The sequence below is a fragment of the Bacillus sp. N447-1 genome (genome assembly GCF_022701035.1).
In the GTDB taxonomy this organism is placed as follows: Bacteria; Bacillota; Bacilli; order Bacillales; family Bacillaceae_G; genus Bacillus_A; species Bacillus_A cereus.
In genome coordinates, this window is sequence record NZ_CP065509.1 from 2036945 (window position 1) to 2060610 (window position 23666).

Genomic DNA, 23666 nt, shown 5'->3' on the forward strand with positions numbered 1-23666 from the left:
CCCTTTCTTCTTACAGTACAGATTCTTTTTTCTTTAATACAACATCTGTTAAACAATCAATAAATGCGTCCGATGCATTTGGCATTTCTGGACGATAATATTTCGCGCCAATTTCATCCGTTACAACTTTACACTCAAAGTCGTTGTCATATAAAACTTCTAAATGTTCCGCAACAAATCCAACTGGTGCATATACGAATGAAGTATAACCGTGCTTTTCATTTAGTTCTCTCGTTAAATCTTGTACATCTGGACCAATCCAAGGATCTGGTGTGTTTCCTGCACTTTGCCAGCCTACTGCATAGTTTGCTACTTCAGCTCCGCGCGCGATATAGTCCGCTGTTTCATTTAATTGATCTGGATATGGATCGCCCATTGCAATAATTTTCTCTGGTAAGCTATGTGCAGATACGATTAATACTGCTTTTTCACGCTCTGCATCTGACATACCGTTATATATACCTTTCACTGCATCGACCCAGTACTGGATGAATTTCGGCTCTTTATACCAGCTATCAATGCCATGCATTGTTAAGTTTCCAAGTTTCTCAGCTTCTTCTTGTGCTCGTCCAACGTACGATTTCACGCTAAACGTAGAATAGTGAGGTGCAAGAACAAGTGCGATTGCATCTTGTATTCCGTCGTTATGCATATCTTTCACCGCATCTTCAATAAACGGTTCAATATGTTTTAAGCCAAGATACATATGGTACTCTACTTCATCTTGTACTTCATTTAAACGCTTCTCTAACTTCTTAGCTTGCTCTAATGTAATAGTAGCTAAAGGAGAAATACCACCAATTGCACGGTAACGCTCTGTTAAATCTTCCAGCATTTCAGGACTTGGCTTTCTTCCTCTGCGAATATGTGTATAGTAACGTTCAATATCTTCTTCTTTATATGGCGTTCCGTATGCCATTACAAGCAAACCAATTTTCTTTTTCATACAGCAATGCTCCTTTACTTCGCTAACTGCCCTTTAGAGTATTCATGAATAAATGTAGTTAAACGTTTTAATGTATCTGGATTTACTTCTGGGAATACACCGTGACCTAGGTTAAAGATATAACCCGGCTGTTTCATCCCTTGATCTAAAATACTTTTTACATGTTCTTCAATAACAGACCATGGTGCAAGTAAGAATGAAGGGTCCATATTACCTTGTACCGCCTTATGAACGCCCCGTGCACGTGCTTCTTCAATCGGTAAGCGCCAATCTAAGCCGACTACATCAAGCGGTAAGTCGTGCCACTCATTCACTAAGTGTGCAGCTCCTACGCCGTGCATAATCATTGGAACACCCATCTTACGAACTTCTGCAAAAATACGCTCCATTGCTGGTTTAATAAATACGCGATAATCCGCTACATTTACTGTTCCAACCCAAGAATCGAAAATTTGAACTGCTTTTGCTCCTGCGTTAATTTGCGCTTTTAAATATGTAATAACCATATCTGCTAGTTTATCCATTAAAGCGAACCAAGCTTTCGGCTCTGCATACATGAACGCTTTCGTATTATGGTAGTTACGAGATGGACCGCCTTCAATCATATAGCTCGCTAATGTAAATGGAGCTCCTGAAAAACCGATTAACGGTACGTCTAACATTTCTGTCGTTAATAAACGAATTGTATCTAGTATGTACGGTACGTCATCTTCTGGATTGATTTCCCCTAGTTTTTCTACGTCTTGTAAAGAACGGATTGGGTTATCGATAACTGGGCCAATACCTGATTTAATTTCTACATCCACACCAATTGCAGGTAGTGGTGACATAATATCTTTATAAAGAATTGCTGCGTCTACGTTATACTGATCAACCGGCAATTTTGTAACGTAAGCACATAACTCTGGATTGTGTGTAATTTCAAATAAAGAATACTTTTCTTTAATCTTTCTATATTCCGGCTGTGAACGACCTGCTTGACGCATATACCATGCTGGTACATAATCGGTACGTTCCCCCCTACATGCTTTTAAAAATGTCTCATTTATAGTTCTTACCAAGACCCTTGCTCCCTTCCTTACCAATGCTTCGAATACGTTCGATATTTATCTTTTTTTACTATACAGCTTGTAAAAACAAAATGCATAATATTATGTACGTTGTTCATTAAATTGACACAAACATTCTTAAAAACGCTTACTATTTTCACAACATTCTTATTATAACACAGAGAAAAACTATGGTTTAGCTACTTTTGACTTTTCTCCTTCACGATTCGTTTGTGTATTATATGGTACAACGTAAAAGCTCGGTTTTGAAAATATGTTAACGAACTTTTCCTCATATTCCCCAGCACCATTTACAGTGCTAACATGCGTATGAATTCCGTTCTCCACTCTATAGATTCGGTACATAATTCTGTTATCTGGAAGTGGCGTCCAGCTTAATTTTGCTTTAAATAAACCGAAAGGGCTAAATGATAATTTCATTTTTACATCTTCAATTTTGCGCAGCCGAATCGGAGCGCCGATTGTTTCCACACCTTCAGGCTTCATAAACTTCTCTTTATGTTCTACATTAGCCTTCGTTAAAATTTTCTTAAACAATTTTGTCGCAGATGCACTTTCTCCTTGCAACTGATGCTCCTTATCCGTACGGTCATAACCAATCCAAACAGCGCCTACTAAGTTCGGTGTATAACCAACGAACCACATATCTCTTGCTCCCTTATCGTCATTTGGCAATGAAGTTGTACCCGTTTTTCCAGCTAACGCACCGTTATATACACCAACTCTTGCTGTCCCTTCCTTCACAACTCCTTCTAGCATTTTCGTCATATACCATGCTGTCTGCTTCGAGAAGATTTTTGTCTCTACTTTTGGAGATTCCCCAATGACTGCACCGTGTCTGTTTAATACTTTATCAATAACGTGCGGCTCGATAATATTTCCATTTGCTAAAAATGAACGGTACATTTTTACAAGATCAAATGTTGAAACGCCATTTTTCAATCCGCCAAGCGCTGTACTTAAACCGGCATCTGCAATATGAACATTCCCTTTTTCTAAATATTGCTTTCCTTCTTCTACCCCTAACTCATTTAATAAAGAAACTGCCGGTACGTTTGCCGACTCTAAAATCGCATCATACATCGTCATTTCTTTTGAATACTCATGATTATAATTTCGAGGTTCATACCCTTCAAAAGAATTTCTTTCATTCGTTAATAAAGAATACGGATTATACTTTTTCGTTTCTAGTGCTGGTGCATAAACGATAAGTGGTTTTAAAACAGATCCAGGCTGCCTTTTGGCAAAAACACGATTAAATCCTCTCGGGACGTACTTTCTTCCCCCAATCGCCGCTTTAATCCCTCCCGTACGATTATCCATTAATAAGAAAGCACCTTGCGCCCCCTCTTCTTTCCCAGGGAAATTCCTTGCATCTTGAAACTGGTTATATGCTACCTTTTGAATCTTTTCATCCATAGGTACGACAAACGTATATCCTCCGCGAAGTACTTCTTGATGAGACAATCCGTATAAACGAGCGGCTTCATCTATGACCATATCAATATACGGCATATATGCAAGCTCATTCTCATCTAAATTTTTATATAGAGCAATTGTCTTCCCTTGATAACGAACGCTTTCTTCTGCAGTCAAATAGCCTTGTTTATGCATAAGTGACAACACTAGATCACGGCGTTCCTTACTCTTCTCTGCAGAATAGTACGGTGAATATCCGTTTGGTGACTTCGGAAGGCCTGCAAGCATTGCCCCTTCCTCTACTGTTAAATCCTCAACATTTTTATTAAAATACAACTTTGCTGCCGCTTGAATGCCGTAAGCCCCATGACCAAAATAAATATGATTCATATACATTTCAAGAATTTGTTGCTTCGTATATTTTTGCTCTAATTGAAGAGAAATTGCGACTTCCTTCAATTTGCGCGTAAATGTTTTTTCACGAGTTAAAAAGACGTTTTTAGCGAGTTGCTGCGTAATGGTACTACCGCCCTCTACCTTCTCTCTAGCTAACGTATCTTTATAAAGAGCACGGAATATAGACGGATAATCAATCCCTTGATGCTCATAAAAACGAGAATCTTCCACCGCAACAAACGCCTGCTGCACATACTTCGGAATTTGCTCGATTGGTACGAGCTCTCTATTTTCTACGTATAATTTCGTAATTTCTTTCCCTTTCTGGTCAACGATACGTGATGAAGAGTGGAAAACGAGCTGCTTTTCATCCATCATATAGCCACCAGCTAACACGATAAGTTTATAGATTACAATCGCTACTACGAACGTTGCGACGCCGCCTAATAAAGTCCACTTTACTTTCTTCATACATCGTCCTTCTTTCCAAATGATGGTACATTTATTATTTGAAAAAGAAGTATCTTTATGTATATAATCTTCGAAGTTTTTTAAGAGAGTTGATATAATAGAAACAAACTATTAAGGGGGCATTAAAATGAAGGCTATTATTTCATACGAAACACCTCTAGAACAAGCACATTTCACTGCAAAAAATGATGAAAAAAATATGTTTTATAAAGAAAATACAGAAGAATCTGTAGAAGGTTCACTTCAGTATGACGTACTAGATGCTGTCGGTGAATTTAAAGGACAACCTGGCTATATCGTTTGTAACAACATTTCTGTCACAGACGAAGGTCGCCCTGTATTTGAAAACCGTTTTAAAAACCGCGCAGGCCTTATTGAAAACGAACCAGGATTCCAAGCGATCCGTGTTCTACGCCCATTAAGTAACGATACATACGTCATCTTAACGATGTGGGAAACAGAGCAAAACTTTAAAGACTGGACAGAATCACGTTCATTCGAAAACGCTCATAAAAAACGTCCCACGCAAGCAGAAGGACAAGCTCCAGCGCATCCACATGCGGAACAGCAAAAGAGTATTTTCTCTCGTCCATCTTTTGTGACTACTTTTGATGTGTTAGTTTAATTAAAACATAATACAACACTAACAGTACGTGAAATTATATTAACGATTTTCCGAATATATCTATCATATCTTTGAATATATCAACGATTTTCCGAATATATCTATCACATCTTGAAATATATCAACGATTTTCCGAATATATCTATCATATCTTGAAATATATCAACGATTCGACTAAAGATATCAATTTAATGACAAAAAGGAAACACCATTACACACCGGTGTTTCCTTTTTCTTTGTACCAATTATATATACGAAGTGAATCTTTTTTTCTCATATGCTTTACTTCATAACCGCGCCCAGCTACCGCTACAAGAGTTGTACATAATTCATCTTTTCTTTGAAAATACGATTGATTATAACCTACTGCTTGAACATGTCTTCTTCGCATTATTCCTGTATATTTCGAAAAATTACGATATACAACCGTTAGTTGATTTTCTCTTAATTCATAACCGCCACTTTTATATCTAGCATACGCAAGTAACGAAAACACGATAAATAATGGTAAAATAACAAACAACGCAATATATTGTTTAAAATATATACTCACGCTGGCAATTAGAACTGTGAGTATGATACTTATTAACCAGCCCATAATGAAATAACGACGCAACGCTGTTTTTGGTAAGTGAACGATCTCCGCTTCGATTTCATATGGTAACTCTAAATATGTGATCAGGTGCTGTACATCTTTTTTCTTCATAAATGGATGCAACATTACTTCGTTACTTGCTGCTCCAATACTTTGAATTGCTTCCACTTCAACAGCACAATAGCCAAACGGCTGGCGAAGCATACCTTCTTTTACAGTAATCGCTTGAATGCGGTGCAATTTTAAGACAAACTCTTTCTTTTCAAATAATCCTTGAACGATACGAATCTCTTCCCCTTTTCGCTCAATTTTAAAGTTTGCATATTTCAACACATATCCAGCCGTGGAAATAATCCACGAAATTGCCATTAAAATTAATGCAATTACAATTAGTTTATAAACACCGTTTCCCATCACATACGCTTCTACTTTACTTGTGAATCCTTCAGGAAGAACAAAATCAAACTTTGTGTAAAGAAGTACCAGTCCAGAGAACACTAGTCCGAACCGACCAGATGTAATCGCTGCGGCTAAAACCTCTTTCGCTGTTAACTGATAAACCGTCTTGCTTTCTTCCTCTTCTATTTCTTCTTTTACAGTAGTTTCTTTCTTATGTAATAAAGAAATTAAATGTTTTGCCTCGTCTTCTTTAATACCAGCCAACATCACTTCTGGTTCATTACCACCACCGGCTACTTCTATATTTAACTTCATAAGTCCGAGCATTTGATAAATGATGTTAGAAGACGTACTAATATTTTGTACACGCTCTTTATTTAAATAGCTTTCCTTCTTTACAAAAACACCGTGCTTTATATGTAAAATATTATTCTCAATCCAGTACACTTTAAAATACCATTTAATTGCTGAAAAAATAGCCATGATGAATAAAACAACCAGAAGAAAAAGATAAAATAAATACCAAGGTTCCACTTGTTCATCAGGTTTAAATAAAACAAGAATAATAAGTGGCAACAAACTCGCAATCCTAATACCTAACAATATCGTAATCGGATGTTGCCTCTTATACATCCTTATCACTCACTTTCGCAAGTTCTCCAATTTGTCTTTTCAGCTGTTCTGCTTCTTCTTTCGTTAAACCTGGAATACTATGAGAAGTTGCGGCTGTTGAAATATGTAATTCTGCTAAATTATACTTTCTCATGATCGGCCCTTGCTCAATCGTTACGTGCTGCACACGGATCATCGGAATAAGTACGCGTTTTACAACAAACATTCCCTTTTGAATCTCAATCTCTTCTTCATTTAATCTGTAACTATAATAGCGTTGACGTAAATTTGGAAACACAAAATAATCAAGGGGAATAAATGTAATAGCTCCTGTTACTAATAGTCCGAACAACCAGCCCCACCAGTTAAAGTTAATCATAAAAAAGAAATACGCAATTACGACTGTTAGTATAACTACCGCCCCAATTAAAGCGTGCATCCTCCACACTTTCAGCATATTAGAATGAATCTCCCTTTCTAACGGCTGCATCTCATCACTCCAATTCTATGAATTTATTACTTATATATTATCAAAAAATAAGGTTTTATATACATTTTTGTAAATTTATAGTCAAATAAAAATAGTTGAATCAAAAGCATATTAAAGAAACACATACCTCAGTTTTGAAAATTATGTATTATAAATATGAATTATATTGAACTAAAATAAACCTTACATGATTCATGCAAGGTTTATCGTTTTATACACAATATATTTCATTATTGTTGAGATATACTAGCATCGCTTTCAATTTGCTTTTCTTTTGGCTTAGTTTTTTATCTTTAGATTTTTTAATGTTAAAGTCATGCCAATAAAAATAAAAAGAATTCCTGTTATTTGCATTAAAGTTGGACGGAATCCAGTAAGTACAGTATCTAATAATATTGCCACTGCCGGATCTAAAAAAACTAATATTGAGATGGTTTTTGTAGATAAATAGCGTAAACTATCAAAAAACAGATAATATACTATCCCTGTGTGAATAAAACCAGTAGCTATAATATATGTCCAATTACTTTGAGTGAGGCCACTAAAAGCATCTAAATCTATAAATGGTATTAAAAGAAATATCCCCAAGAATGTTTGTAAAAATGTCATTGCATACGCACTCATTTTGTTAATCCCTTTACCAAATAAAGTTGTAAATGCATAAAAGAGAGCTGCAAGAAATCCCCATATCATACCTGAAGACATTAATGAGCCGACAGAGAAGCTTCCATCAATACCAGCAATTAATAAAGCTCCTGCAAAACACACAATTATTGAAATGATAGATATGAATGTTAATTTTTCTTTAAAGACGATACTTCCAATTAACAGTACAATTACTGGTGCAAGATGATAAACTGAGATAGCAATGGTAACTGACATATTTTCAAAGGCTTTAAATAAGAAAACCCAATTAAATACTAAGAAAAAACCACATATTAAAACTTGAATAACTTCTTTTCGTTCCCATTTATCTTGTTTATATTGCCCTGTAAGCAACCAGCATACACTTAAAAATATTGTCGCAAAAATACACCTTACAAACACTAATTCAAACGAAGGTAAGTTTGTTTGAACAGAAAAAAATCCAACTGATCCAAAGATAACCATTGATGCTATCATCTTTAAGGCCGGTACCGTTTTCTCTTGCTTAAAACTCTTTTGAAGCAAATTAATCCCCCTCCAATAAAAACTCGGTTTATAGTGAGAAAAACACCAGCCTAAAAAAAGGACAGGTGCTTTTCCTCAAAAACACTCAATTGTAATCATTACTATTATCTAAAATATAATCTGGTGAATCAACATACTTTATATACCTTGAATAAGATCTAGCACGGCATTCACTGTACGCATCATCTTCCAAATTATAATAATCTAACTGTGCTTGTGTTAATAAACGATGATTCTCTTCCTCTTGTAAAAAGATTTCATTTGAGATTTCAAGGAATCCTTTAGATTCAAATTCATGTACCTTTTCTTCTATGCTAAACCCATTCATTTTACTAAGAACAAACGTCATTATAAAAACCTCCACACTATTGTATTTTTCTATCTCACCCTATGTTAGAAATGCAATAAGTAACCGAGATTCTTGCTTAATAAAATTTAAAATTATGATATTCAATTAATACACCAAATGAAATATATGTAATTCATTAAAATTATTTATTAAGCAATATTATATATCCTTTTGGGTATTTTTTCTAATTATCTGAAGATCCATCAACATTAGTCTTAATATTTGAAATTAAAGAAATGGATTTTTCAGAAAGATAAAACTGCGCGTATTGCAATTATTTATGTATATAACTTTTTAAAAATTATATTTTAAATATAGCTAGTTTTTTATAAATTTTTTGATATAATTACATACGGGAAAAGGGAAGAATTTTGTCTTCCCTTGTGTTTTTATTTGCATCTAGTACTTTTGCTAGATGCTTTTTTTTATGCTAAAAAAGGTATCCTCAAATACTTTGAGGATACCTTTTCACCTTTATTATCTCTGCTGTTTTCTACCTAATACGAGTAACCCAAAACTCATCATTACAAGAAGTGCTCCCATATATGGTTCCACAGGCATTTTCTGCCCTGTCTTCGGTAATTCTTTTTCAGGTTTCTCTGGATTCGGTGTCCCTGGCTTTTCTGGATCTGGTGTTCCAGGTTTTTCTAGATCTGGTGTTCCAGGTTTTTCTGGATTCGGTGTTCCAGGTTTCTCCGGATCCGGTGTTCCAGGCTTTTCTGGATCTGGTGTTCCAGGTTTTTCTGGATCTGGTGTTCCAGGTTTTTCTGGATCTGGTGTTCCAGGTTTTTCTGGATCTGGTGTTCCAGGTTTTTCTGGATCTGGTGTTCCAGGCTTTTCTGGATCTGGTGTTTCTGGACCTGGTGGTGCTAAATAATTCAATTTGTTTAATACTTCTAATTGAACTGCATTTATCATTCCATTTGTAATTTCAAATGGAATTGGATTAGTTAATTTTTCATATCCCTTTGGTGCTTCTACTTCTACTAGTGTGTAGTTACCTACAGATAGATCTGTGATTTTTGCCTTTCCATCTTTATCTGTTGTTACTTTCACTACTACTTTTCCCTTTTCATCATGAACTTCAAACACAGCTCCTGATAAGACTTCCTTGCTTTCAGCGGCCATTTTTGTAATCTCCACTGCACCTTTGTCTAACTGTTCGTTCTCTACTTTCAATGATAAGACTTTTGTCATACCTTTTGTAATTTCGAATGATACTGGTTCCGTTAACTTTTTGTAACCTGGTAAGCTCTTCGTCTCTACTAATTTGTATTTTCCTACTGATAGATCTGAAACGTTTGCTTTTCCTTCTTTATCCGTCGTTACTTTCGCAACTACTTTTCCTTTTGAGTCACGTACTTCAAATACAACATTTTCTAATGGTGCTTTACTGTCTTTATCTATTTTTGTGATTTCTACATTCCCCGTATCTACCATTTCATTTTCTACAGTGAACGCTAAAGATTTTGACATACCTTTTGTAATTTCAAATGGTACAGGCTTTTCTAATTTTTTGTAGCCTGGTAAACTCTCTACTTCTACTAGCTTGTACTTTCCTACTGATAAATCTGAAACTGTTGCTTTTCCAGCTTTATCTGTCGTTACTTTCGTTACTACCTTGCCTTTGTCGTCTTGTACTTCAAAGACTACACCTGCTAACGGTGCCTTATTATCTTTATCTATTTTTGTAATTTCTACATTTCCCGTATCTACCATTTCATTTTCTATTTTTAATGATAGAACTTCTGTCATACCTTTTGTAATTTCAAACGATACTGGTTCTGTTAATTGTTTGTAACCTGGTAAGCTTTCTTTCTCTACTAATTTGTACTTTCCTACAGATAAGTCTGAGATTTTTGCTTTACCATTTTTATATGTTTTTACTTCTGTTACTACTTTGCCTTTGTCGTCTTGTACTTCGAAGACTACGCCTTCTAATGCTTTTTGACTATCTTTATCTACTTTTGTGATTTCTACTGAACCTTTGTCTAACTGTTCATTCTCTACTTTTAATGATAAGACTTCTGTCATACCCTTTTTAATTTCGAATGATACTGGCTCTGTTAGCTTTTTGTAGCCTGGTAAGCTTTCTTTCTCTACTAATTTGTACTTTCCTACAGATAAGTCTGAGATTTTTGCTTTACCATTTTTATATGTTTTTACTTCTGTTACTACTTTGCCTTTGTCGTCTTGTACTTCGAAGACTACGCCTTCTAATACTTTTTGACTATCTTTATCTACTTTTGTAATTTCTACTGAGCCTTTATCTACTAATTCGTTCTCTACTTTTAGTGATAAAACTTCTGTCATACCTTTTTTGATTTCGAATGATACTGGTTTCGCTAGTTTTTTATATCCTGGTAAGCTTTCTACCTCTACTAGCTTATATTTTCCTACTGGTAAATCTGAAATTGTTGCTTTTCCTTCTTTATCTGTTGTTACTTTTGTTACTACTTTTCCTGCTGCATCTTGCACTTCGAATGTTACGCCCGCTAATACTGCGCCACTTTCTTTGTCTACTTTTGTAATCTCTACTGAACCTTTATCTAACAGTTCGTTCTCTACTTTCAATGATAAAACTTTCGTCATACCTTTTTTGATTTCGAATGATACTGGTTCCGTTAATTTTTTGTAACCTGGTAAGCTCTTCGTCTCTACCAATTTGTATTTTCCTACTGATAGATCTGAAACGTTTACTTTTCCATCTTTATCTGTCGTTACTTCTGTTACTACTTTACCTTGCTCATCTTGTACTTCGAAGACTACGCCTTCTAATACTTTTTGGCTATCTTTATCTACTTTTGTGATTTCTACTGAACCTTTGTCTAACTGTTCATTCTCTACTTTTAATGATAAGACTTCTGTCATACCTTTTTTAATTTCGAATGATACTGGCTCTGTTAGCTTTTTGTAGCCTGGTAAGCTTTCTACTTCTACTAGTTTGTAATTCCCTACAGATAGATCTGAAATTTTCGCTTTTCCTTCTTTATCTGTTTTTACTTTTGTTACTACTTTTCCTGCTGCATCTTGGATTTCAAAGACTACGCCTTCTAATACTTTTTGGCTATCTTTATCTACTTTTGTAATTTCTACTGAGCCTTTATCTACTAATTCGTTCTCTACTTTTAGTGATAAAACTTCTGTCATACCTTTTTTAATTTCAAACGATACTGGTTTCGCTAGTTTTTTATATCCTGGTAAGCTTTCTACCTCTACTAGCTTATATTTTCCTACTGATAAATCTGAAATTGTTGCTTTTCCTTCTTTATCTGTCGTTACTTTTGTTACTACTTTATCTTTTTCATCTTGCACTTCGAATGTTACGCCCGCTAATACTGCGCCACTTTCTTTGTCTACTTTTGTAATTTCTACTGAACCTTTATCTAACAGTTCGTTCTCTACTTTCAATGATAAAACTTTCGTCATACCTTTTTTGATTTCGAATGATACTGGTTCCGTTAATTTTTTGTAACCTGGTAAGCTCTTCTTCTCTACTAATTTGTATTTTCCTACTGATAGATCTGAAACGTTTGCTTTTCCTTCTTTATCTGTCGTTACTTCTGTTACTACTTTGCCTTTGTCGTCTTGAACTTCGAAGACTACGCCTTCTAATACTTTTTGACTATCTTTATCTACTTTTGTTACTTCCACATTTCCCTTGTCTAACATTTCGTTTTCTACTGTTAAAGCAAGAGATTTTGTCATACCTTTTTCAATTTGGAAAGTAATCGGATCTACTAATTGTTTATATCCTTTTGGTGCTTTTACTTCTACTAACTTGTATGTGCCGACTGATAAATTAGTAACTTGTGCTTGTCCTTTTTTATCTGTCGTTATTTTAGCGACTACTTGTCCTGCTTCATCTTGAATTTCAAAGACTGCATCAGCTAAAGCATCTTTATTTTCTTTATCTACTTTTGTAATTTCTACATTTCCTGTATCCACTAATTCATTTTCTACAGTCAATTGTAATGCTGTTACTCTACCCTTTTCAATTTCGAATGAAATTGGCTTTTCTAGTGGTTTGTATCCTGCCGGTGTTTCTACTTCTACCAACTCATACTTTCCAATAGATAAATCTGAAACGTTTGCTTTTCCTTCTTTATCCGTTTTTACTTTCGCAACTACTTTTCCTTTTGAATCACGTACTTCAAATACAACATTTTCTAATGGAGCTTTACTATCTTTATCTATTTTTGTTATCTCTACATTCCCTGTATCCACCATTTCATTTTCTACTTTTAATGATAGAACCTCAGTCATGCCTTTTTTAATTTCAAATGATACTGGTTTTTCTAACTTTTTATAACCAGGTAAACTTTCTACCTCTACTAATTCATACTTTCCTACAGGTAAATCTGAAACATTTGCTTTTCCTTCTTTATCTGTCGTTACTTTCGTAACTTCCTTACCCTTTTCATCTTGGACGATGAATGTTACTCCCGCTAACGGTGCTTTATTATCTTTATCTATCTTTGTTATCTCTACATTTCCCGTATCTACCATTTCATTTTCTATTTTTAATGATAGAACTTCAGTCATGCCTTTTTTGATTTCAAATAATACTGGATCTGTTAGTTTCTTATAGCCTGGTAAACTTTCTTTCTCTACTAATTTGTACTTTCCTACTGATAGATCTGAGATTTTTGCTTTACCATCTTTATCTGTTTTTACTTCCTTTACTACTGTTCCAGCTTCATCTTGCACTTCAAAGACTACGCCTTTTAATGCTTTTTTGTTGTCTTTATCTACTTTTGTAATTTCTACTGAACCTTTATCTAACTGTTCATTTTCTACTTTCAATGATAGGACTGTTGTCATACCTTTTGTAATTTCGAATGATACTGGTTCTGTTAGCTTTTTGTAGCCAGGTAAACTTTTCGTCTCTACTAATTTGTACTTTCCTACTGATAAATCAGAGATTTTTGCTTTACCATCTTTATCTGTTTTTACTTCTGTTACTACTTTGCCTTGCTCATCTTGCACTTCGAAGACTACGCCTTCTAGTACTTTTTGGCTATCTTTATCTATTTTTGTAATTTCTACTGAGCCTTTGTCTAACTGCTCATTTTCTACTTTTATTGCTAAAGCTTTTGTCATACCTTTTTTTATTTCAAATGGTACTGGTTCTGTTAGCTTTTTATAACCTGGTAAGCTTTTTGTCTCTACTAATTTGTACTTTCCTACTGATAGATCTGAAACGTTTGCTTTTCCATCTTTATCTGTTACTACTTTTCTTACTACTTCATCTTTCTCATCTTGGACTTCAAATTCGACACCCGCTAATACTGCTCCGTTTTCTTTGTCCACTTTTGTAATTTCTATATTACCTTTGTCTACCATTGCATTTTCCACTTGTATTGGGAATATGCCGTCCCCTGTTACATTTACTTCGAACTCTGCTTCTTTTAATTGGTAGCCTTCAGGCGCTTTCGTTTCTTTTAAAATATATTTCCCTGGTGCTAACGGTTTAGAGATTGCCTTACCATCTTTATCTGTAACAATATGTTCGACTACTACACCGTCTTTTACTATATCAAACTCTGCATTTGCTAATGGTTTTTCACCATTTTCCGAATCAATTTTCTTTACTTCAATTTGACCCTTTTGCATAGTATTTTTAATTTCAATTGTTTTTGTTTCTCCAGCTTGAAGTGTAACCTCTACTGGTTCTTTTAATTTTTGATATCCTTCTGGTGCTACTGTTTCATAAACTTTATACGTTCCAGGAGCTAAAGTTTGAGGTACTGAAAAACCTTTTTCGTCCGTTTTCAGTTTTGCAACAACTTCATTTGCACTATTTCGAACTTCAAATTCGGCACCTTTTAACCCTTTGTTCAGATCCTCAGAATCTATTTTATGAATCGATACTGTACCGTCTTTTGGAGCTTCAGGCGGCGTAATAGTTACTTCTTTTGATGTTAATGTTTTATCATCAAAATGTAATTCCGCTTTATTAGGAATCTTCTTATCTACGTAAGAAGATAAGTCTGCATTATTTTTAATTTTCGCCTTGATACTAAGATTGATTCTCTGGTCTTCATATGACTTATAGTCAAAATTCTCACCAAACGTAAATGTTACTTCACTTCTTTGCTTATCTATCTTTAACGTCCCTTTAGAAGTAATATCTTGGCCATTTTGATCATACACTTTTGCCTCTAATACTTCTAAAACATCTTCTAAATCATCACGAATTACCATTGATGTGTATTTAGGAGGATCGTTTGGTATATGTGTACCAACTTGGTATTGAATCACTTGATCCATTTGTGTTAGCTGCTCATTCTCTACAAGCTTGCCATTCTCATCAACTATATTTTTTTCAATACTAGGTGGATTATCGTCACCTGAACCGGTTCCTCCCCCACCACTTACGAATACTTGTCCTACTTTTTCTTCAGTTTTAATATTTTTACCTTCTAATTTCACAGTATTTTTATGAGGCTTTGCAGAAGGATTAGTAATCTTTGTTTTATATCTTAAAATATAACCTTTTGAACTGTCTGGAAACTCAATTGTAAATCCAGCCTTTTTTGCATTAATTTTAATGTTAGATAAATCTGCTGGCTTAATATTTGTTGGTGCATAACCATCTTCAAATACAGCCTCTTCTAATACTACGCTGTCTGTAATTAACTCATGCCCAGGTCCTAATGTATCTGTTAATTTAAGATCTTGCATTTCTGTTCCAGTTGCATTTACATATACAAGCCAATCAGCAATCGAAGGATCTTCTTGATTATAAGAACCCCATTTCAATAGATTATCTGTATTGGGCTGTGGCTTCGGTCTCTCTGTCGTATTACTTACATTTACTTCTTTATTGACGATTTGACCATCAACGTTAAATTCTAATGGAATTTCTTTAACACCATCATATGCTTCTAGACCAAAGTAGAATTCTACGAATAAAGAACCTTTAATGTTATTCTTTCCTTCTACGTAATCCCCCATAGTACACGTTAATAGACCCTTTTTCATCTCACATGTACCAACTGTTTTTCCTTCAGCATCTTTTAAAGGAAAACTCATATTCATAAGGTCTTTTCGAAACTCTTTTGGCATATCAATTGTGAATTGATCTCCACTTTTTATTTTTTCTTTAGCTGACCACTTCACTTCTACTTTCATACCATCTGAGGCTTGATACGGTTCAGATGTCGTGCCATCAGTACGGGAAATATTAATTTCGTCCACTGGACTTTTCATCACAGCAGCTTGAATAACTGGAGCCCACACATTCAGCACTGAAAATAATACTAGAAAAACTAATGAAACCATTGAAATATGTCTTTTAGTACTTTTCATTTGCATAGTTCCCTCCTATTTTTTATATTTATATAACAAAAAAAGACCGTCCGGTTGCATCAAAAATGTGCAACCAGACGATCTTAGTAACCAATATGTATTACCGTAGACTCTAAGCTTTGCGGCCTATCCTTTCGAATAGTGTGCTAAAAATATCTTTTATTCTTTTTTTGTTTCATTTTCCTCTTAAACCAAATATTACTATACCGTCTGGACGGTTATAATTCAATACTCTATAAAATTGTTCTATTTTTCTAATAAAAAAATAATTCACCACTACATTAAAGAAGCAACGGTGAATTATTTTCACATTATATAGTTCGTATATTCTATTTATATGAATTTCTAATAAGAGCTTGAATCACTTTTTCTCTTAACTCGGGGCTTAGTCTTCCAACCCCTAAATATTCCGAATACCATAATCCATCTGCTGCTAATCTAATAATTGTTGCACAAACTGCATCTATCTCATCGTTTTCTATATTCTTTTGCAGTTGCTGAAATGATTGTTGTAATGGCTCAAGTAATTCAGGTTTTAACATGAATGCTGCCATCATACTACTAGATAACTCTTCTGTTCTTCTCTCATTATTTAATCTTTCCTCTACAAAAGAGCGAACCCATCTCCCTTTCTTCTCTGCGTCTTCCGCAACTTTATTGTAAATGGCCCCTTCATAATCCTCTACCCCTCTGACTATCATACCTTCTATTAAAGCTTCTTTATTTGAAAAGTGATACAATAATCCACCTTTACTTACACCCGCCTCTTTTGCCACTGCTTCTAAGGTTAATTTAGCAACCCCTTTACATTGCACAATTTGAGAAGCGGCCGCCAAAATCTTTTGCCGCGTTATGCTTATACTCATTCCTTTTTAAAACCCCATTTCTACTAAATTTATATAAATACGAATCTTATTTTTAATATTGTTGATTACTACTAAGTATTTTCTTTATACAACAAAAGCTTCATTACCTTTGAATTTTTAGTTACTTATTCTATTAAAAATTTCCATATCATTCAATATGATAACATTAAACACACAAAGCTGACTATACATCTATACTTTTGTATTTATTGAAAATATATCCATTAATAAAATTTACCAATTTAGTCCTTCTTATTACCTTATAAGACGGCAGTAATTCTTTCAGCACTAAATAAAAAATGTTATTACTCCCATTGAATTGAGTAATAACATTTCACTTAACAAATTCGCTGCCAACTAGCATCCTTCACATCTTCACTAGTCGGTTTTCTAACTAATCCAATAAAACATTCCTCGCAAGCACCAAATACAATAAAATTTTTCTGTGCTTGTCTTAACGAGACTTCATTTGCACCGCCTTCAAAGTCAGGATTGTTAAACTGTACCTCATCATCTTCCCAGTAACATATATTACAAATTTCATATGTACCTGGTGGTTCTTCTTCTATTGTTCTATACCCGCAGCACGGACATGTATATTTCATTCTGTTACTCCATTATTCATTTCTTTTTTCTCCCATATATTCCGGCCCATAAAGAATGTCACAGCACAAATCATAGTTATCCCCATGAAAAATGTATTAGAATCTTCATATGTAGTTGGAATGCCTACCGTTACGAAAACAATACTAAAAGCTAAAAGTAGATATAATAATAAAGATATAATATAGCTGAGTTTAAATCGTAAAATGATACCTCTAAACAATAGCTCACCAAGTAGACAGCCACCTAAAATAATAGGTACTCCGAAATACAATGTAAGGACTCCCATTTGCGCAGTAGATTGAATTATCTTTCCAATTATGTTCGGCGAAACCAGCTCACTATTGTTTCCCATCCTATCATATAAATCAAGTGCTGTTGCTGAAATAAAGAAACTTAATATAGAAAATGAATACGGTATTAAAAATTTGCTCACTCTCATTCACCTCGCTTTTTTCTTTACATATATTATTCATTATTTTCGCATAAAAAAATCGCCCGTCTTCCGCGAAAGACGAGCCGTTCCACTTAATTCTCACTTAACTTCTTCTTATACCAATCCTGCATTCTCTCCGCATCTTCTACTCTCGTATGCTCTATTTTGTAACTAGATGATGCACTCGAAAACTTATACGTACATAAATCCGCACGGCGCTGGAAATATGATTGTGTCTTCTCCATTGATTGGACGTGTCTTCTTCTAATAAGTCCTGTATATTTTCCGACGCTACGATAGACAAGTGTAATTTGTTCTCCGTTAACACTGTAACCATTTGTTTTAAATGTTGCGTATCCAAGTGTAAAGATAAGGATTGCGAGCGGTAATAATGCCCACATGATGTAATACTTTTCAAAGTATATGCTTATTCCAGTAAGCGGGATTGCGAGCATAGCGAAAAAGATGAAACTATCAATGAGATAACGGCGCAATGCTGCTTTTGGTAACGAAGTAATATTTGCATTCAGTTCGTATGGTAATTGTAAATGCGTGAGTAACTGTTGCACTCGATCTTTTCGAATGATAGGATGCAGTGTAACTTTTTCTTTTTCGTCATCCGTTCCCTTACTTTGAATGACTTCTACTTGCACAGCACAATAACCGAACGGTTGGCGTAAAATACCTTCTTTTATCGTAATCCCTTGAATACGGTGCAATTTTAGTACGAGTTCTTTTTTCTCCAGTAATCCTTGCGAAATACGGACTTCGTCATTTCTTCGATTCACTGTAAAATCTCCATGTTTTAGCGCATAACCAATTGTCGATATAATCCACGAAAGGACGAGCAAAATAGCTATCATCAAAATCCAGCCATATATATCATGTTCCATTACATACGACTTTACGCTATTCTCTATCCATTTCGGAATGTACTCATCTACTTGGTGATACACAAAAAAGATTAATGAGAATAACAATCCAAATTGACCAGATGTAACAGAGGCTATTAAAATCTCTTTCCACGTTAATTTGTATTCTCTCGCTTGTTTTTCCTCTGTAATAATTTCTTTTACTTCTACTTCTTCTAATGTTTTTTCTACTTTCAATTCTGAAGCCGACTCATTTAACATTGCGATAAGCTCTGTCGCTTCTTCTACCGTAATTCCAGCTAAGCTAACTTCTGCTTCATCGCCTCCGCCAGCTGTTTCAATCTGAATTTTTTTCAAACCGAGCATTTGATATAGTACGTTAGAACTTGTATTAATCGTTTGAACACGTTCTTTATTTAAGTAGCTCTCCTTTTTCACAAAGAGACCTTGTTTCACATGTAATACGTTATTTTCAACCCAGTATGTTGTGTAATACCATTTTTCAAACGCTGAAAAGACGGTGAGTAAACCGAATGCAGCGGGAATTAAATACCAAAACGGGAACTTTCCGTTTAAGCTAAACATGAAAATAATGAGTGGTATAAAGTCTGTTATTTTTAACTCTAATAACATCGTGATTGGATGCTGCCTTTTATACATCCTCATCACTCACTTTCGCTAATTCTGCAATTTTCGTTTTCAACATTTCAGCTTCATACATCGTTAAACCTGGGATGCTATGGGAAGTTGCTGCTGTTGAAATGTGTAATTCTGCTAATCCGTATTTTCTCATAATTGGCCCTTGTTCAATCGTTACGTGCTGTACACGAATCATCGGCACTAATACGCGCTTAACAACGAAAAGGCCATGCTGAATTTCAAGTTCTTCTTCATTTAGTTGGTAGCTGTAATAACGTTGACGTAGTTTCGGAAACGTAAAGTAATCAAACGGTGTATATACGATTGTTAATCCGATGAGCACATAGAAAATCCAAGCCCACCAATTAAACTTAATCATAAAGAAAAGATATGCAAAAATGACTATAATACTGATTCCTAGCTCAATTAAAGAACGCACTTTCCACACCTTGACCATGTCAGGGTGAATTTCATTTTTCAATGGATCCATGTAACCACTCCAAATCTAGTAATCTAATATATGAATACTCTCAATCTATATTTTACGTAACTTTACAGAAAATTGGAATTTAATCTTCTTTCTTCTCAGGAATAAAATATCCGAACCAAAGTAGCCAAATGAAACCGATTAACTTCATCCAATTTCCATCCGCTTGAAAAGCTTCAATCATACCTGGTATTTTATAAACCCCAATAAATCCAAGAAAACCGAGCCACCAGTTTTTTTGCATTTTCATTTTTACTCCTCCTTCATTACGTTTTTCACATTTCGAATCCAAATTTCTTTATACTTTAACTGGAATCCCATGAGCATATAGTTGCTCATATTATCGATCACGAGCGCTAGCGTATGAGCATTTTCTTCCGTTTCATGTTGTGACACAACGCCCAGTCTCGCGCCTTTCTTCAATAAATCGTGGAAACCATGCAAAAAATCCTCTTGTATTTCAAATAAACGTTTCTGATACTTTTCATTTCGTGATGCAGTTACGATAAATTCATTGATAACGCGTAGTATTCCTTCTTGCCCTTCATACTCAGAGAGCATATGTAAACCATCTGCGATTAGCTTTTCTGCAAAGTTTTCTTTCGTATACCGCTCTTCATTAAAGTACTTTGTAAAATGATAATCAGAAAAAATCTCTTCAAATAAAAAATCAACTAACGCTTCTTTAGAAGAAAAATGATAGTAAATAGCCGGTTTTGAAATACCTACCTCTTTCGCAATCATGGAAAGACTCATCTTCTCAATGCCGTGTTCTGCCATAAGTTTAAATGATGCCTCTACAATGTTCTGCGATGTTTGTAAATTCTTCGTCATACTGTACCTCACTTATTTTTACTTACCGTTCGGTAAGTAAATTATAAAACAAAACGAAATGATTTTCAATTTAGTTAGCGCTACAGAAGGTATTTATTGGAAAATACAGAAAGTTATAAAGTAAAAGCAACATATAACAATAAGGAGGATATCATATGGGACTTGGTGGTAATGGCGGTAGTGGTGGTAATGGCGGCGGTGAAGCGGGACAAGCTGGTAAGAGCGGATTTTCATTAATCATTGTACTTTTTATCGTATTGATTATAGTTGGAATTAGCTATATCGGACTTAGCTTCTAAGAAAAGGCGTCCTACATTACATATGTAGGACGCCTTGTTTTTAATCCCTATTCAGCAATCGCATACGATAGCAATTCATCGTCACTTCTCCAAGCCTTTGCAGTAATTGATAGTTCGCATATGCGCCGACTGGGGCACCGATTACTGGGACGAGCTGAAGCATTTTCGCTAAATCAATATAGTCTCGGTACTCTGTTTGGAACTTTTCCCAGTCCATATGATTTTCTTTTTCTGTATCCCACGTTTCGATTGCTTTCCATATTTCTTTTCTGTGATCGTCACTTGAAAAGGCAAGTTGGAAAACGTGAAGGATAAAAAGACGCTCTTCTTGTTTACTCGTATCAAATCCGTACAATGTCGCTGCATCGAATAAAAATTTAATTTTAATTGTAAGTAAAAGCGGAAAGTCAGCAAGACCGAGGAGAATACCACCAGCTCCAGTCCCTGCTCCTTCTGCCGCTGCTATTTTTTTGTACTCATCCATTTTTTTACGAACTTCATCGTCACGTCTTTGCAGTGACCATGTCGTCTCTTTTAGCTTCGGCTTTATAAAGTTTGACCCGGCGCTAATCGTTTGCACCATCATACGAATCGTCTCTGTTAGTACCTTTTGTACTTTCGCCGGAATGAGCTGTTGCACCTTCGTCTGCACTTTTTTGGAGAACCGTGTCATCATAGAAGAATCTTTCATGAATGTAGCTTTCCACTGCTCCAATTCTTTTATAACCTTCTCTTCGTATGTAATCATAGGTTCATTCCTTTCAATTTAAACGCTCAATGCGCTTCGCCCCGTATTGGTAAACGAAACCGATACTAAATAATATGCTTACGATAAGTAAAATTCCTGTCATCATGAAATCTTTCGTTGCTAGTGCAAATATAATTGTAAATATAACGCTACCTGTAATAAGAATTGCATTTAATAAAGTAAGAAAATCTTTCTTCTTCTCTTCTCCGCCTACTGGGTACAAATCAAGCCAAATTTTCATGCGGTGATGTTTCCATAAAGTTAATAGCTGATAACCGATTAAGTATAGGAAGATAAGGCTTACGATAAATCGTCCATATAAAAACGGAATGAAGTAAAGAATAACTCCGCCTAGAGCGAGCAGGCGCACATATAAGCCAAAATAATTACCAGATCTTAAGAACGTTCTCGTATATAAGTATAAATATGTACGCTTTTCGCCTATCATCGACAGAATGAAATCTAGCCATTTTCTGCGGGCTACTCTTTCTTTTAATGCTGGTACATCAACGAACATATTCGCAATGCGGTACAGCAGCATCATCTTCTTACCTTCTTCGGAAATTAAATACTCCCAGTTTAGTGGCTTTCCTTTGACCATTTGATGAATGATAGCAAGGTATAACACCATAAGAAGGACGATTCCACCAATGAAAAGAACTGAAGTACGTTCTACAAGGAAATATACAAATAAACCGTTTAGGATAAAACGAATAAACCAATCAGCCCTTTGTATATTTTGATCTGTTAAAAATGACTTTTCCCACGCTACAAATAAATTCCACGCTTTTACAATGACAAATGCGAGTACGATCCATATGTAGCCAGCTCCTGTTTGCTTCATTTGTTGGAAGTATAACGGAGCAAGCGCGGCTGCTACGATTGCGATTATGTATAACTGAATCATAAATGTAAAAAGAAATGCCTTTGTGAAGTAAGGTTTTAACTTTTCTTCAACTGGCAGTAAGTAAACGAGATCCGCTTCTTTTAATAATGTTTGAATGGATCCAGCCGTTAACACGAGTCCAATTAATACTGCCATTACGAGCGCAGTTGGAAACGAAGTTGTTAACGTTTGTAACCATTGCTGGTAATAATACGCTCCCGCACCGATGATGAACACGAAAATAAATTTCAAATGATCATTAAATACGTATTTACTATATGTACGAACTTCTTTTAGAAATTGACGAAATCGTTCTTTCCATAACGCTGTGCTATTCATAATCTTCTTCCTTCGTTAATGCAATGTAAATATCATCTAACGTTGCACCTGGCATATTAAACTGTGATTGCAGTTCAGATAGCGTTCCCTTCGCTCTTACTTCACCTTGATGCAAAATAATGAACGAATCACAATAACGCTCTGCCGTCGCTAAAATATGTGTGCTCATTAAAATACCGGCACCACTCTTTTTCATTTGGTCCATCATTTGAAGAAGGGATTGAATCGCTAACGGATCTAATCCAACGAAAGGTTCATCTACTATGTAAAGAGATGGCTCCACTAAAAATGCGCTCATAATCATTACTTTTTGTTTCATCCCTTTTGAGAAATGAGATGGAAACCATTTTAAACGATTTTTCATACGAAACTCTTGTAGTAGTTGTCCTACACGTTCTTCATATTGTTTTTCATCCACGCCATACGCCATAGCTGTTAATTTCAAATGCTCTTCTAACGTTAATTCATCATATAATACCGGCGTTTCCGGAATAAATGAAAAGCTAGAACGGTACGCTGTCATATCATCACGAATTGTTTTCCCATTAATTGTGACAGTTCCTTTTTTCGGTTCCATTAAACCGATAATATGTTTAATCGTCGTACTTTTACCAGCTCCATTTAAACCGATTAAGCCGACAAGTTCGCCTTTATTAACAGAGAACGAAACGTCTTTTAATACAGGTCGTTTCGTATATCCTCCTGTAACATTTTCTACACGCAATAACTCGCTCATACGACACCACTTTCTTCATTAGTATTCATTCTATATTCATCTTACCAAAAATTATGCTGTACTAC

At 35.1% G+C, this 23666-nt stretch carries 18 protein-coding genes, 2 pseudogenes and 1 riboswitch; of the genes and pseudogenes, 2 read left to right on the forward strand and 18 right to left on the reverse strand.

Annotation, left to right across the window (positions count from 1 at the left end):
- Positions 1 to 10: 10 nt before the first annotated feature.
- The 3 genes from hemH to IQ781_RS10210 all read right to left on the reverse strand — a co-directional run bounded on the left by hemH (position 11) and on the right by IQ781_RS10210 (position 4302).
- Entirely contained in the window at positions 11 to 946 is a 936-nt protein-coding gene (gene hemH / locus IQ781_RS10200; protein ID WP_050292979.1) for a ferrochelatase, read from the reverse strand.
- A gap of 14 nt (positions 947 to 960) precedes the next feature.
- On the reverse strand, positions 961 to 2007 hold the full coding sequence (hemE, locus tag IQ781_RS10205; RefSeq protein ID WP_013141801.1) for a uroporphyrinogen decarboxylase: 1047 nt from the start codon (positions 2005 to 2007) through the stop codon (positions 961 to 963).
- A gap of 177 nt (positions 2008 to 2184) precedes the next feature.
- Positions 2185 to 4302 carry a transglycosylase domain-containing protein gene (locus tag IQ781_RS10210; protein ID WP_000756288.1) on the reverse strand — a complete coding sequence of 706 codons (2118 nt, stop codon included), beginning with the start codon at positions 4300 to 4302 and terminating at the stop codon, positions 2185 to 2187.
- Positions 4303 to 4429: 127 nt separating this feature from the next.
- On the opposite strand from IQ781_RS10210, the gene hmoB reads away from it, so the two are divergent.
- Positions 4430 to 4927, forward strand: a complete 498-nt coding sequence (gene hmoB / locus IQ781_RS10215; protein WP_000644062.1) for a heme-degrading monooxygenase HmoB — start codon at positions 4430 to 4432, stop codon at positions 4925 to 4927.
- A 211-nt stretch (positions 4928 to 5138) separates the two neighbouring features.
- Here hmoB and IQ781_RS10220 read toward each other — a convergent pair whose 3' ends face one another.
- From IQ781_RS10220 to IQ781_RS10275, 12 genes and pseudogenes are all read right to left on the reverse strand, one after another.
- Positions 5139 to 6554: a PH domain-containing protein gene (locus tag IQ781_RS10220; RefSeq protein ID WP_000278131.1), complete on the reverse strand. Its 1416-nt coding sequence runs from the start codon at positions 6552 to 6554 to the stop codon at positions 5139 to 5141.
- Positions 6547 to 7023 carry a PH domain-containing protein gene (locus IQ781_RS10225; protein ID WP_001182728.1) on the reverse strand — a complete coding sequence of 159 codons (477 nt, stop codon included), beginning with the start codon at positions 7021 to 7023 and terminating at the stop codon, positions 6547 to 6549. The genes IQ781_RS10220 and IQ781_RS10225 overlap by 8 nt, the downstream gene beginning before the upstream one ends.
- 230 nt (positions 7024 to 7253) lie before the next feature.
- A pseudogene (locus tag IQ781_RS10230) lies at positions 7254 to 8193 on the reverse strand (DMT family transporter).
- A 91-nt stretch (positions 8194 to 8284) separates the two neighbouring features.
- Positions 8285 to 8542 (reverse strand): annotated as a pseudogene (locus IQ781_RS10235) (hypothetical protein); the annotation flags it as partial.
- Positions 8543 to 9019: 477 nt separating this feature from the next.
- Entirely contained in the window at positions 9020 to 15862 is a 6843-nt protein-coding gene (locus IQ781_RS10240; protein ID WP_242808298.1) for a SpaA isopeptide-forming pilin-related protein, read from the reverse strand.
- Between the two features lie 59 nt (positions 15863 to 15921).
- A riboswitch (cyclic di-GMP riboswitch) is annotated at positions 15922 to 16014 on the reverse strand.
- 171 nt (positions 16015 to 16185) lie between these two features.
- Positions 16186 to 16722 carry a TetR/AcrR family transcriptional regulator gene (locus tag IQ781_RS10245; protein ID WP_000028016.1) on the reverse strand — a complete coding sequence of 179 codons (537 nt, stop codon included), beginning with the start codon at positions 16720 to 16722 and terminating at the stop codon, positions 16186 to 16188.
- A 338-nt stretch (positions 16723 to 17060) separates the two neighbouring features.
- On the reverse strand, positions 17061 to 17327 hold the full coding sequence (locus IQ781_RS10250) for a CPCC family cysteine-rich protein (protein ID WP_000877842.1): 267 nt from the start codon (positions 17325 to 17327) through the stop codon (positions 17061 to 17063).
- The gene (locus tag IQ781_RS10255; protein WP_000033012.1) at positions 17324 to 17761 is read right to left on the reverse strand and encodes a hypothetical protein; all 438 of its coding nucleotides are present in this window, start codon (positions 17759 to 17761) and stop codon (positions 17324 to 17326) included. Before IQ781_RS10255 ends, IQ781_RS10250 begins: the two co-directional genes overlap by 4 nt.
- A 92-nt stretch (positions 17762 to 17853) precedes the next feature.
- Complete coding sequence (locus tag IQ781_RS10260; protein WP_063220302.1) at positions 17854 to 19293, reverse strand: PH domain-containing protein; 1440 nt, start codon at positions 19291 to 19293, stop codon at positions 17854 to 17856.
- Positions 19286 to 19762 (reverse strand): PH domain-containing protein, encoded by a 477-nt coding sequence (locus IQ781_RS10265; protein ID WP_065211958.1) that lies wholly within the window; start codon positions 19760 to 19762, stop codon positions 19286 to 19288. The genes IQ781_RS10260 and IQ781_RS10265 overlap by 8 nt, the downstream gene beginning before the upstream one ends.
- Positions 19763 to 19841: 79 nt before the next feature.
- Positions 19842 to 20009, reverse strand: coding sequence for a hypothetical protein (locus IQ781_RS10270; protein WP_000783813.1), 168 nt, complete (start codon positions 20007 to 20009; stop codon positions 19842 to 19844).
- A gap of 2 nt (positions 20010 to 20011) precedes the next feature.
- Positions 20012 to 20593, reverse strand: a complete 582-nt coding sequence (locus IQ781_RS10275; RefSeq protein ID WP_000164838.1) for a TetR/AcrR family transcriptional regulator — start codon at positions 20591 to 20593, stop codon at positions 20012 to 20014.
- Positions 20594 to 20748: 155 nt separating this feature from the next.
- Between IQ781_RS10275 and IQ781_RS10280 the strand changes: the two genes are divergently transcribed.
- Positions 20749 to 20892 carry a YjcZ family sporulation protein gene (locus IQ781_RS10280; protein ID WP_000522759.1) on the forward strand — a complete coding sequence of 48 codons (144 nt, stop codon included), beginning with the start codon at positions 20749 to 20751 and terminating at the stop codon, positions 20890 to 20892.
- A 40-nt stretch (positions 20893 to 20932) separates the two neighbouring features.
- On the opposite strand, the gene ecsC is transcribed toward IQ781_RS10280, so the two are convergent.
- From ecsC to ecsA, 3 genes are read right to left on the reverse strand one after another with little or no spacing between them, the layout of a single operon-like run.
- Complete coding sequence (gene ecsC, locus IQ781_RS10285) at positions 20933 to 21640, reverse strand: ecs operon protein EcsC (protein ID WP_000634142.1); 708 nt, start codon at positions 21638 to 21640, stop codon at positions 20933 to 20935.
- Between the two features lie 13 nt (positions 21641 to 21653).
- On the reverse strand, positions 21654 to 22865 hold the full coding sequence (gene ecsB, locus IQ781_RS10290) for an ABC transporter permease EcsB (protein ID WP_059304042.1): 1212 nt from the start codon (positions 22863 to 22865) through the stop codon (positions 21654 to 21656).
- A complete protein-coding gene (gene ecsA / locus IQ781_RS10295) occupies positions 22858 to 23601 on the reverse strand; it encodes an ABC transporter ATP-binding protein EcsA (protein WP_001292603.1) in 744 nt (247 codons plus the stop codon). Before ecsA ends, ecsB begins: the two co-directional genes overlap by 8 nt.
- Between the last annotated feature and the right edge of the window lie 65 nt (positions 23602 to 23666).

Coding starts and splice junctions, on each gene's coding strand:
- hemH (WP_050292979.1), bottom strand. CDS start 946: ATGAAAAAGAAAATTGGTTTGCTTGTAATGGCATACGGAACGCCATAT.
- IQ781_RS10210 (WP_000756288.1), bottom strand. CDS start 4,302: ATGAAGAAAGTAAAGTGGACTTTATTAGGCGGCGTCGCAACGTTCGTA.
- hmoB (WP_000644062.1), top strand. CDS start 4,430: ATGAAGGCTATTATTTCATACGAAACACCTCTAGAACAAGCACATTTC.
- IQ781_RS10220 (WP_000278131.1), bottom strand. CDS start 6,554: ATGTATAAGAGGCAACATCCGATTACGATATTGTTAGGTATTAGGATT.
- IQ781_RS10225 (WP_001182728.1), bottom strand. CDS start 7,023: ATGCAGCCGTTAGAAAGGGAGATTCATTCTAATATGCTGAAAGTGTGG.
- IQ781_RS10240 (WP_242808298.1), bottom strand. CDS start 15,862: ATGCAAATGAAAAGTACTAAAAGACATATTTCAATGGTTTCATTAGTT.
- IQ781_RS10245 (WP_000028016.1), bottom strand. CDS start 16,722: ATGAGTATAAGCATAACGCGGCAAAAGATTTTGGCGGCCGCTTCTCAA.
- IQ781_RS10250 (WP_000877842.1), bottom strand. CDS start 17,327: ATGAAATATACATGTCCGTGCTGCGGGTATAGAACAATAGAAGAAGAA.
- IQ781_RS10260 (WP_063220302.1), bottom strand. CDS start 19,293: ATGTATAAAAGGCAGCATCCAATCACGATGTTATTAGAGTTAAAAATA.
- IQ781_RS10265 (WP_065211958.1), bottom strand. CDS start 19,762: ATGGATCCATTGAAAAATGAAATTCACCCTGACATGGTCAAGGTGTGG.
- IQ781_RS10270 (WP_000783813.1), bottom strand. CDS start 20,009: ATGAAAATGCAAAAAAACTGGTGGCTCGGTTTTCTTGGATTTATTGGG.
- IQ781_RS10275 (WP_000164838.1), bottom strand. CDS start 20,593: ATGACGAAGAATTTACAAACATCGCAGAACATTGTAGAGGCATCATTT.
- IQ781_RS10280 (WP_000522759.1), top strand. CDS start 20,749: ATGGGACTTGGTGGTAATGGCGGTAGTGGTGGTAATGGCGGCGGTGAA.
- ecsC (WP_000634142.1), bottom strand. CDS start 21,640: ATGATTACATACGAAGAGAAGGTTATAAAAGAATTGGAGCAGTGGAAA.
- ecsB (WP_059304042.1), bottom strand. CDS start 22,865: ATGAATAGCACAGCGTTATGGAAAGAACGATTTCGTCAATTTCTAAAA.
- ecsA (WP_001292603.1), bottom strand. CDS start 23,601: ATGAGCGAGTTATTGCGTGTAGAAAATGTTACAGGAGGATATACGAAA.